Origin of the sequence: Kitasatospora sp. NPDC093558 (assembly GCF_040683475.1) — a bacterium.
Lineage (GTDB): Bacteria > Actinomycetota > Actinomycetes > Streptomycetales > Streptomycetaceae > Kitasatospora.
In genome coordinates this window covers 1-11,064 of the sequence record NZ_JBFBDY010000101.1, presented here as the reverse complement: position 1 = coordinate 11,064, position 11,064 = coordinate 1, and the positions used below count along the sequence as shown (strand labels likewise).

Here is an 11,064-nt window from a genome sequence, read left to right as displayed (position 1 = left end):
CTGGGGCCCCGAGCTCACCCGGGCCTTCGGCCTCACCGGCGCGACCGTCCTGCTCGCGCTGCTCGGCCTCGCCCTGTGGTCCGCAGGGCCGCACCACGACGTGCACGGCCTGCCCGGCATCCTCGCGGGCGTCGCCGCGGTCGTCCTCACCGCCCTGGCCGGCGTCCGCGCCCGCGTCTACGGGGACGCCGGGGCCGCGCTCGCGCTCGGCCTCGGCGCCCTGCCGCACGCCCTGATCGCCGGGATCGGCCTCCTCGCCGCCGACCGGCCCGGGGGCGGCCCCGGCCGGCTGCACTTCCTGGTCGGCTGCGTCGCCGTCCTCGTCACCGCCGTCCTGCTGGCCGGCCTGCTCCCCGAGCGCGACGCGGTGTTCGTCGCGGCCGCCCTCGCCGCCGCCGCGGGGGCCCTCGCCGCCTTCGCCGCCGTCCTGCTGCCCGGCACCCCCGGGTACCGCATCGCCGCCGTCACCGGCGTGGCCGCCGTCGCCGCGATCGGCTTCCTGCCCGGCCTCGCCGCCCGCTTCGCCCGGCTGCCCGTCGGCTACGGCGCCCCCGGCCAGGGCCGCGGCGCCGAGGCGGACGACGAGAACCGGGCCGAGACCGTCCAGTACGAGCGCATCGCCCGGCAGGCCCGCCGTGGCCACGAGGTGCTCATCGGCCTGGTCGGCGGCTGCGCCGCGGTCGTCGCCGGCGCCTGCGCCGTGCTCGGCTTCACCGACGCGGCCTTCCCCGAGCTGCTCGCGCTCGCGCTCGGCCTCGCCGTCATGCTCCGCGCCCGCCTGTTCCGCTACACCGCGCAGGTCCTCGCCCTCACCGCGGCCGGACTGCTCGGCCTCGCCCTGCTGATCGCGGGCCTGTCCCTGCACGCCCGCCAGTTCGCCCAGGACGTCGCCCCCGCCGACGCCGACCTGCGCACCGTCTGGCTGGCCGCCGCCATCGCCCTCGGCGCCGCCGTGCTCACCGCGACCGCGCTCGTCGTGCCCCGGCTCGGCGTCTCCCCCTTCTGGGGGCGCGTCCTCGACCTCGTCGACGGTCTCGCGCTGCTCTCCCTCGTTCCGCTCGCGCTCGCCGTCCTCGACGTCTACCGCCTGGTGCGCGGGGCCACCGGCTGACCCGTCCCGGCCCCGCCGGCCGCCCGGGTGGGCGGCGCTGGTACGCTTGGCCTTCGAGCGCAGCCGTGTGTCCACCCCCAGGGAACGGAAGCACCGGACGGCGCCCGCGTACGACACCGAGTTCTCGATGAGTCCTGTGCCGTAGACCAGGACCGCTCGGTATCACCTCGTTAAGGAGTTGCAGTGGCTCTCGCCTCTGACGTCAAGAAGCAGATCATCGCCGAGTTCGGCCAGAAGGAGGGCGACACCGGCTCCCCCGAGGTCCAGGTCGCCATGCTTTCCCGCCGCATCTCGGACCTGACCGAGCACCTCAAGATGCACAAGCACGACCACCACTCGCGTCGTGGCCTGCTGATCCTGGTCGGCCAGCGCCGCCGCCTTCTGCAGTACCTGGCCAAGAAGGACATCGAGCGCTTCCGTACGCTCGTCGACCGCCTGGGCATCCGCCGCGGTGCCGCCGGCGGCGCCCGCTAAGACCGCCGCTCGGGGCGGCTCCCCACACCGGGGAGCCGCCCCTCGCGCGTATGCCGCGGCCTTCGCGCCGCAGCGCCCGGACATAACAACTCGCGCGCACCTCCCCAGGTGGCCGAGGATTGCACCGTAGGGTTGTGGGCATGCCGGGTGATGGCGCACGAAGGCGCCATCCAGGCAGAAGGACCCCAACCCCCCGCGGGCCGAAGGCTTCAAACGGAAGCCGCCCGCATCCGAGAGAGCGTCCAGACGCGGACCGCCCACCCGGCCCGGCAGCCGTGAGGCGCCGGTCCTCGGTAGTGGCCCCCGGAAGCCCCGCAGTCGAGCGGGACCCGCCGGAGGCTTCGATCGAAGACCGGCCCGACTGCCGCCCCTCCCGACGGGAGGGCACAGGGCCCACCGGCAGGCAGGACGCGGGGACGCTCTCCCGGAGACGTACGAAAGAGGAGATCTTCCAGGTGGAAGAGAACGTGTTCTACGCCGAGGCCGTCATCGACAACGGCTCCTTCGGCACCCGTACCATCCGCTTCGAGACGGGCCGCCTGGCCCGTCAGGCCGCCGGCTCCGCCGTGGCCTACCTGGACGACGACACCATGGTGCTGTCGGCCACCAGCGCGTCCAAGCAGCCGAAGGAGCACTTCGACTTCTTCCCGCTGACCGTGGACGTCGAGGAGCGGATGTACGCCGCGGGCCGCATCCCCGGCTCGTTCTTCCGTCGCGAGGGCCGGCCCTCCGAGGACGCGATCCTCACCTGCCGCCTGATCGACCGCCCGCTGCGCCCGTCCTTCGTCAAGGGCCTGCGCAACGAGGTCCAGGTCGTCGTCACCGTGATGGCGCTCAACCCCGACCACCTGTACGACGTGGTCGCGATCAACGCCGCCTCCGCCTCCACCCAGCTGGCGGGCCTGCCGTTCTCCGGCCCCATCGGCGGCGTGCGCGTCGCGCTGATCAAGGGCCAGTGGGTGGCCTTCCCGACCCACAGCGAGCTGGAGTCGGCCGTCTTCGACATGGTTGTCGCCGGTCGCGTCCTGCCGGACGGCGACGTCGCGATCATGATGGTCGAGGCCGAGGCCACCGACAAGACCATCAAGCTGGTCGAGGGCGGCGCCGAGGCGCCGACCGAGGAGGTCGTCGCCTCCGGTCTGGACGCCGCCAAGCCGTTCATCAAGGTCCTGTGCGCCGCCCAGGCCCAGCTGGCCGCCCAGGCCGCCAAGCCCACCGGTGAGTTCCCGGTCTTCCTGGACTACCAGGACGACGTCCTCGCCGCGCTGACCGCCGCCGTCAAGGACGAGCTGGCCCAGGCCCTCACCATCGCGGGCAAGCAGGAGCGCAACAACGAGCTCGACCGCGTCAAGGCGATCGCCGCCGAGAAGCTGCTCCCCGAGTTCGAGGGCCGCGAGAAGGAGATCAGCGCCGCCTACAACGCGCTGACCAAGAAGATCGTCCGCGAGCGCGTCATCAAGGACAAGGTCCGCATCGACGGCCGCGGTGTCACCGACATCCGCACCCTGGCCGCCGAGGTCGAGGCCATCCCGCGCGTCCACGGCTCGGCCCTGTTCGAGCGCGGCGAGACCCAGATCCTGGGCGTCACCACGCTGAACATGCTCCGCATGGAGCAGCAGCTCGACACGCTCTCCCCGGAGACGCGTCGCCGCTACATGCACAACTACAACTTCCCGCCGTACTCGGTCGGCGAGACCGGCCGCGTGGGCTCGCCCAAGCGCCGCGAGATCGGCCACGGCGCCCTGGCCGAGCGCGCCATCCTGCCGGTGCTCCCCACCCGCGAGGAGTTCCCGTACGCCATCCGCCAGGTCTCCGAGGCGCTCGGCTCCAACGGCTCCACCTCGATGGGCTCGGTCTGCGCCTCCACCATGTCGCTGCTGAACGCCGGTGTGCCGCTGAAGGCCGCCGTCGCCGGCATCGCCATGGGCCTGATCTCCCAGGAGATCGACGGTGAGACCCACTACGTCGCGCTGACCGACATCCTCGGTGCCGAGGACGCGTACGGCGACATGGACTTCAAGGTCGCCGGTACCCGCAACTTCATCACCGCCCTCCAGCTCGACACCAAGCTGAACGGCATCCCGGCGTCGGTGCTCGCCGCCGCCCTGAAGCAGGCCCGCGACGCCCGCCTGCACATCCTCGACGTGATGAACGAGGCCATCGACTCCCCGGACGAGATGTCCCCGAACGCGCCGCGCATCATCACCATCAAGATCCCGGTGGACAAGATCGGCGAGGTCATCGGCCCCAAGGGCAAGATGATCAACCAGATCCAGGAGGACACCGGCGCCGAGATCACGATCGAGGACGACGGCACCATCTACATCGGTGCCGCCGACGGCCCGGCCGCCGAGGCCGCCCGCACCACGATCAACCAGATCGCCAACCCGACCATGCCGGAGGTCGGCGAGCGCTACCTGGGCACCGTGGTCAAGACCACGACCTTCGGTGCGTTCGTGTCGCTCATGCCGGGCAAGGACGGCCTGCTGCACATCTCGCAGATCCGCAAGCTCGCCGGTGGCAAGCGCGTGGAGAACGTCGAGGACGTGCTCGCCGTCGGCGCCAAGGTCCAGGTCGAGATCGCCGAGATCGACCCGCGCGGCAAGCTCTCCCTGATCCCGGTCATCGAGGGCGAGGAGGCCGGCGAGGCCGCTTCCGAGTGAAGCGCCGCTAGCTGACCCCTTGCGGCCCGTACGCCTCCCGGCGTGCGGGCCGCACCCTGTTGTCCCCCGCGTTCGTACGCGCGTCCTCGGACCGCGCGTTTCCTCTGGAGGTACCCCCCGTGGCCCAGGCCCCGGCCGCGAAGCAGCGCCCCGGCACCACCCGGACCCTGCTCAAGGGCGCCGACGGCGCCGGCACCGTGCGCCGCACCGTGCTCCCCGGCGGCCTGCGGGTCGTCACCGAGACCCTGCCGACGGTGCGCTCCGCCACCTTCGGCATCTGGGTCGGCGTCGGCTCGCGGGACGAGACCCCGCAGCTCAACGGCGCCACCCACTACCTGGAGCACCTGCTCTTCAAGGGCACCGAGCGGCGCAGCGCGCTGGACATCTCGGCCGCCCTGGACGCGGTCGGCGGCGAGATGAACGCCTTCACCGCGAAGGAGAACACCTGCTACTACGCCCGGGTCCTCGACACCGACCTGCCGCTCGCCATCGACGTGGTCTGCGACATGCTCACGGGCTCGCTGATCCGCACCGAGGACGTCGAGGCCGAGCGCGGCGTCATCCTCGAGGAGATGGCGATGGCCGAGGACGACCCGGGCGACGTCGTCCACGACCTGTTCGCCAAGGTGATCTTCGGCAGCGGCCCGCTCGGCCGCCCGATCCTCGGCACCCAGGAAACGATCAGGACGCTCACCCGGGACCAGATTGCCGGCTTCTACCGCCGCCGCTACAAGCCCGAGAACCTCGTCGTCGCCGCGGCCGGCAACCTCGACCACCGCAAGGTGGTCAAGCAGGTCGAGGAGGCCTTCGCGCCGGTGCTCGCGGCCTCCGCCGCCGCCCCCGCCGAGGCCCGGCGCGGCGTCAAGGCGCTGCGCACGGCCGGCCGGGTCGAGGTGCTCAACCGCGCCACCGAGCAGGCCCACCTGGTGCTGGGCGTGCCCGGGGTGCCGCGGCACGACGAGCGCCGCTGGGCGATGGGCGTGCTCAACGCGGCCCTGGGCGGCGGGATGAGCTCGCGGCTGTTCCAGGAGATCCGGGAGAAGCGCGGCCTCGCGTACTCGGTGTACTCCTACTCCTCGTCCTACGCGGACAGCGGCCTGTTCGGCATCTACGCCGGCTGCCAGCCCAAGCGGGTCGAGGAGGTGCTGCGGATCTGCCGCGCCGAGCTGGCCAAGGTGGTCGCCGAGGGCATCACCGAGGAGGAGCTGCAGCGCGCGATCGGCCAGATCTCCGGCTCCACCGTGCTCGGCATGGAGGACACCGGCTCGCTGATGAACCGGATCGGCAAGGCCGAGCTCAGCTACGGGCACCACCTGTCGGTGGACGACATGCTGGCGCGGATCGCGGCGGTGACCCTGGACGACGTGCAGGCCGTCGCCCGTGATGTGCTGGGCGCGTACCGGCCGTCGCTGGCGCTGATCGGCCCGGTCAACGACAAGCGGGCCGCCAAGCTCGCCGATCTGCTGGTCTGAGACCGGCTGGTGTGAGAGGAACTTCGCTATGACGCTGCGTGTCGCCGTGATCGGCGCCAAGGGCCGGATCGGCTCCGAGGCGGTCAAGGCCGTCGAGGCCGCGCCGGACCTGGAGCTGGTGGCCGCGCTCGGCCGCGACTCCAAGCTGGAGGAGCTGACCGGGGCCGGGGCCCAGGTGGCCGTCGAACTGACCCACCCCGACTCGGTGATGGGCAACCTCGACTACTGCCTGCACCACGGCATCCACGTGGTCACCGGCACCACCGGCTGGACCGACGAGCGCCTGGCCACCGTCCGCGGCTGGCTGGCCGACGCCCCGGAGCTCGGCCTGCTGATCGCGCCGAACTTCTCCATCGGCGCCATCCTCGGCATGAAGTTCGCCCAGACGGCGGCCCGCTACTTCGAGTCCGTCGAGGTCGTCGAGCTGCACCACGACCGCAAGGCCGACGCACCCAGCGGCACCGCGACCCGCACCGCGCAGCTGATCGCCGCCGCCCGCGCCGAGGCCGGCCGCCCGCCGCAGCAGGACCCGACCACCCACAGCCTGCCCGGCGCGCGCGGCGCCGACGTCGACGGGGTGCCGGTGCACGCCGTCCGGCTGCGCGGCCTGCTCGCCCACCAGCAGGTGATGTTCGGCGACACCGGCGAGACGCTCACCATCCGGCACGACTCGCTGCACCACAGCAGCTTCATGCCGGGCATCCTGCTCGGCGCCCGCGAGGTCGTCGACCACCCGGGGCTGACGTTCGGCCTCGAACACTTCCTGGACCTGTGAGCTCGTCATGACTTCTCGCACCGGCTTCTTCGTCCTGTCCGGCGTGCTGCTGCTGGTCGCGCTGATCTGCATCGGCGAGGGCGTCCAGCTGGTCGCCACCGGCAAGCCGCTCGGCATCGGCATCGGGCTCTGCGCCTTCGTCATCCCGGTGATCGGCGTCTGGTTCCTGCGCCAGACCGTCCGCTTCGGCCGGGACAGCGAGCGCCTCGCCCGCGAGCTGGAGGCCGAGGGCGGCCTGCCGGTGGACGAGCTGAAGCGCAGCAAGGGCGGCCGGATCGACCGCGCCTCGGCCGACACGGTGTTCGCCCGCCGCCAGGCCGAGGCCGAGGCCGCGCCGGGCGACTGGCGGGTCTGGTTCCGGCTGGCGGTGGCGTACGCCGACGCCGGCGACACCCCGCGCGCCCGCAAGACCATGCAGCACGCCATCCGGCTGCACCACCAGCACGACCGGCACGACAGCACCGAACCCGCAAGGAGCAACGCGTGAGCGAAGAAACGACGGCACCCCGGTTCCGCAGCGACGTCACGGTGGAGCTGGTCCGCAGCGCCGCCGCCGACTCGGACGTCATCTGGGCGGCCCGCGTCTCGACCGCGGGGGAGCAGTCCCTGGAGGCGCTCCAGCAGGACCCGGAGAAGTCGAAGGGCCTGATCAACTTCCTGATGCGCGACCGGCACGGCACGCCGTTCGAGCACAACTCGATGACCTTCTTCATCAGCGCGCCGATCTTCGTCTTCCGCGAGTTCCACCGCCACCGCAGCGGCTGGTCCTACAACGAGGAGTCCGGCCGCTACCGCGAGCTGGAGCCGGTCTTCTACGTCCCCGGCGAGGAGCGCAAGCTCGTCCAGCAGGGCCGCCCGGGCCGCTACGAGTTCGTCGAGGGCACCCCGGAGCAGCACAAGACCGTCACCGAGTCCATGGAGGCGGCGTACCGCGAGGCGTACGACCGCTACCAGGAGATGCTGGCGGCGGGCGTGGCCCGCGAGGTGGCCCGCGCGGTGCTGCCGGTCGGCCTGTTCTCCTCGATGTACGCGACCTGCAACTCCCGTTCGCTGATGCACTTCCTGTCGCTGCGCACCAAGCGGGAGAACTCGGCCGTGCCGTCCTTCCCGCAGCGCGAGATCGAGATGGTCGCCGAGCAGATGGAGGCGCAGTGGGCGCAGCTCATGCCGCTCACCCATGCGGCCTTCGAGAAGCACGGCCGGGTCGCCCCCTGACCTGCGGCGATGAGCATATGGGCAGAGTGTCTGGCATGTCTGGATTGCGGCTTTTCTAGCCGCTCCCTACATTCGTGAACACGGATTCCGGTGCTGCCTGAACCCCCGAGCACGCAGCACCGGAATCCCATGTCACCGCCGTGTCGACGCCCGTTCCGGCCGCTCGGAGCGCCGGACACCTGTCCGAACCCTGGACCGGTGTGGTAACCGCCCCACCGCCTACGAGTAGCTTTGGACGCATGGCTCCGACCTCCACCCCCCAGACGCCGTTCGGCCGGGTCCTGACCGCGATGGTCACCCCGTTCACCGCCGACGGCGGACTCGACCTCGACGGCGCCCAGCGCCTCGCCACGCACCTCGTCGACTCCGGCAACGACGGCCTCGTTGTCAACGGCACCACCGGTGAGTCCCCGACCACCAGCGACGCCGAGAAGGCCCAGCTCGTCCGCGCCGTGGTGGAGGCGGTGGGGGACCGCGCCCACGTCGTGGCCGGCGTCGGCACCAACGACACCCACCACAGCACCGAACTCGCCCGCCAGGCCGAGGCCGCCGGAGCGCACGGCCTGCTCGTCGTCACGCCGTACTACAGCAAGCCCCCGCAGGAGGGCCTGTACCGGCACACCGTGCAGATCGCCGACGCCACCGGGCTGCCGGTCATGCTGTACGACATCCCCGGCCGCAGCGGGGTCGCGCTGGCCCACGAGACGCTGGTCCGCCTCGGCGAGCACCCGCGGATCGTCGCCAACAAGGACGCCAAGGGCGACCTCGGCGCCGCCGCCTGGGCCATCGCCCGCTCGGACCTCGCCTGGTACTCCGGCGACGACATCCTCAACCTGCCGCTGCTGTCGGTCGGAGCCGTCGGCGTGGTGAGCGTCGTCGGGCACGTCGTGGCCGGCGAGCTGCGCTCGATGATCGACGCCTACCTGACCGGCGATGTGGCCAAGGCCACGGCGATCCACCAGGGTCTGCTCCCGGTCTTCAGCGGTATGTTCCGCACGCAGGGCGTCATCCTCACCAAGGCGGCGCTGGATCTCCAGGGTCTGCCCGCCGGCCCGCTGCGGCCGCCGCTGATCGGCGCGACGCCCGAGGAGATCGCGCAATTGAAGAAGGATCTCGCCGCAGGCGGGGTACACCTCTAACAGACACAGACGTGCGCGCCCCGGCTCGCCGGACCCTCACGGGACCGCCGCTGGACCGGACCGAAGGCGCGAGAGCACAGACCCAGTAGGAACAATCGACACTGAGTACGCACGCCATATGTCTCCGGGGGAGGACCCCGGGCATATGGCGTGCGTCGTGAGGAGAGTCTTTTGAGTCACCCGCACCCCGAACTCGGCGCGCCCCCCGCCCTGAAGGAGGGCGCCCTCCGTATCACTCCGCTCGGCGGCCTCGGTGAGATCGGCCGCAACATGACGGTCCTCGAATACGGGGACCGCATCCTGATCGTCGACTGCGGCGTCCTCTTCCCCGAGGACGAGCAGCCCGGCGTGGACCTGATCCTCCCGGACTTCAGCTACATCCGGGACCGGCTCGACAAGGTCGACGGCATCGTCCTCACCCACGGGCACGAGGACCACATCGGCGCCGTCCCCTTCCTGCTCCGGGAGAACCCGGACATCCCGCTGATCGGCTCCAAGCTCACCCTCGCCCTGATCGAGGCCAAGCTCGCCGAGCACCGCATCCGCCCGTACGTGCTGGAGGTCAAGGAGGGCGAGCGCGAGCGCATCGGTCCCTTCGACTGCGAGTTCATCGCGGTCAACCACTCCATCCCGGACGCCCTCGCGGTCGCCGTCCGCACCCCGGCCGGCATGGTCGTCGCCACCGGCGACTTCAAGATGGACCAGCTGCCGCTCGACGGCCGCCTGACCGACCTGCCGACCTTCGCCAAGCTGGCGGAGGAGGGCATGGACCTGCTGCTGGTGGACTCCACCAACGCCGAGGTCCCCGGCTTCATCCCGCACGAGCGGGATATCTCGGCGGCGCTGCGCAACGTCTTCGCGAACGCCGACAAGCGCATCATCGTCGCGTCCTTCGCGAGCCACGTGCACCGCATCCAGCAGGTGCTGGACGCCGCCCACGAGTACAAGCGCAAGGTGGCCTTCGTCGGCCGCTCGATGGTCCGCAACATGGGCATCGCCCGCGACCTCGGCTACCTCAAGGTCCCCGGCAACATGGTCGTCGACGTCAAGCAGCTCGACGACCTGCCGGACAAGGAGGTCGTGCTGATCTGCACCGGCTCGCAGGGCGAGCCGATGGCCGCGCTGTCCCGGATGGCCAACCGCGACCACCAGATCCGCATCGTCGAGGGCGACACCGTCGTCCTGGCCTCGTCGCTCATCCCGGGCAACGAGAACGCCGTCTACCGCGTGATCAACGGCCTGACCCGCTGGGGCGCCAAGGTCGTGCACAAGGGCAACGCCAAGGTGCACGTCTCCGGCCACGCCTCGGCCGGTGAGCTGCTGTACTTCTTCAACATCTGCAAGCCGCGCAACCTGATGCCGGTCCACGGCGAGTGGCGCCACCTGCGGGCGGCGGCCGAGCTGGGCATCGCCACCGGTGTGCCGCGCAACCGCGTGGTCATCGCGGAGGACGGCGTCTGCGTCGATCTGGAGAACGGCGTCGCCCGGATCGTCGGCAAGGTGCAGGCCGGGTACGTCTACGTGGACGGCGCCTCGGTCGGCGACATCACCGAGGCCTCGCTCAAGGACCGCAAGATCCTCGGCGAGGAGGGCTTCATCTCGGTCTTCGTCGCGGTCGACTCGACCAACGGCAAGATCGTGGGCGGCCCGACCATCCAGGCCCGCGGCTCCGGCATCGAGGACAACGCGTTCGTGCCGGTCGTCGCCAAGCTCCAGGAGGCCCTGGACCGCTCGGCGAGCGACGGCGTCCTGGAGCCCCGCCAGGTGCAGCAGCTCGTCCGCCGCACCATCGGCAAGTGGGTGGCGGACAACTACCGCCGCCGGCCGATGATCCTGCCGGTCGTCGTCGAGGTCTGAGCCCCCTGAGGCTGGTTTGACGTGGGGCGGCCCGGTGCGTAATGTTCTCCGGGTTGCCCCACGGGACGGCCCCAAGGAAGCCCTCGAATTCGAATTCGAGAAGGACCGAGGAAAACGGCCCGAGAAACTCTGATAGAGTTCGGGAGCGCCGAAAGGCGAAAGCCGATCTGATGAATGAAACTCCGGAAAACGGAGCGGAAAACATCTGATAAGCTGGAAACACGAAAGAACGAAGCGCCCGGAGGGCCTGCTGGAAGGCGGCGCGAAGGAAGCGTCCGTTCCTTGAGAACTCAACAGCGTGCCAAAAGTCAACGCCAGATATGTTGACATCCCCGGCCTCGATCACCTGATCGGGGTT

9 protein-coding genes are annotated in these 11,064 nt (G+C 71.0%); all 9 read left to right on the top strand.

Annotation, left to right across the window (positions count from 1 at the left end; genetic code table 11):
• Positions 1–1,111, top strand: a 1,111-nt coding sequence (gene eccD / locus AB0O00_RS13340) for a type VII secretion integral membrane protein EccD (protein ID WP_363651205.1), incomplete at its 5' end; no start/stop codon positions are given.
• Positions 1,112–1,294: 183 nt separating this feature from the next.
• Positions 1,295–1,585 (top strand): 30S ribosomal protein S15, encoded by a 291-nt coding sequence (gene rpsO / locus AB0O00_RS13335; protein WP_045702420.1) that lies wholly within the window; start codon positions 1,295–1,297, stop codon positions 1,583–1,585.
• Between the two features lie 455 nt (positions 1,586–2,040).
• Positions 2,041–4,248, top strand: a complete 2,208-nt coding sequence (locus AB0O00_RS13330) for a polyribonucleotide nucleotidyltransferase (RefSeq protein WP_363651203.1) — start codon at positions 2,041–2,043, stop codon at positions 4,246–4,248.
• 119 nt (positions 4,249–4,367) lie between these two features.
• Positions 4,368–5,720, top strand: coding sequence for a pitrilysin family protein (locus AB0O00_RS13325; protein WP_363651201.1), 1,353 nt, complete (start codon positions 4,368–4,370; stop codon positions 5,718–5,720).
• Between the two features lie 28 nt (positions 5,721–5,748).
• Complete coding sequence (gene dapB / locus AB0O00_RS13320; protein WP_363651199.1) at positions 5,749–6,495, top strand: 4-hydroxy-tetrahydrodipicolinate reductase; 747 nt, start codon at positions 5,749–5,751, stop codon at positions 6,493–6,495.
• Positions 6,496–6,502: 7 nt separating this feature from the next.
• Complete coding sequence (locus tag AB0O00_RS13315; protein ID WP_363651197.1) at positions 6,503–6,982, top strand: tetratricopeptide repeat protein; 480 nt, start codon at positions 6,503–6,505, stop codon at positions 6,980–6,982.
• Positions 6,979–7,710 (top strand): FAD-dependent thymidylate synthase, encoded by a 732-nt coding sequence (thyX, locus tag AB0O00_RS13310; protein ID WP_363651195.1) that lies wholly within the window; start codon positions 6,979–6,981, stop codon positions 7,708–7,710. Before AB0O00_RS13315 ends, thyX begins: the two co-directional genes overlap by 4 nt.
• A gap of 239 nt (positions 7,711–7,949) precedes the next feature.
• The gene (gene dapA / locus AB0O00_RS13305) at positions 7,950–8,849 is read left to right on the top strand and encodes a 4-hydroxy-tetrahydrodipicolinate synthase (protein ID WP_363651193.1); all 900 of its coding nucleotides are present in this window, start codon (positions 7,950–7,952) and stop codon (positions 8,847–8,849) included.
• A 171-nt stretch (positions 8,850–9,020) separates the two neighbouring features.
• Entirely contained in the window at positions 9,021–10,706 is a 1,686-nt protein-coding gene (locus AB0O00_RS13300) for a ribonuclease J (protein ID WP_363651191.1), read from the top strand.
• Positions 10,707–11,064 lie beyond the last annotated feature (358 nt).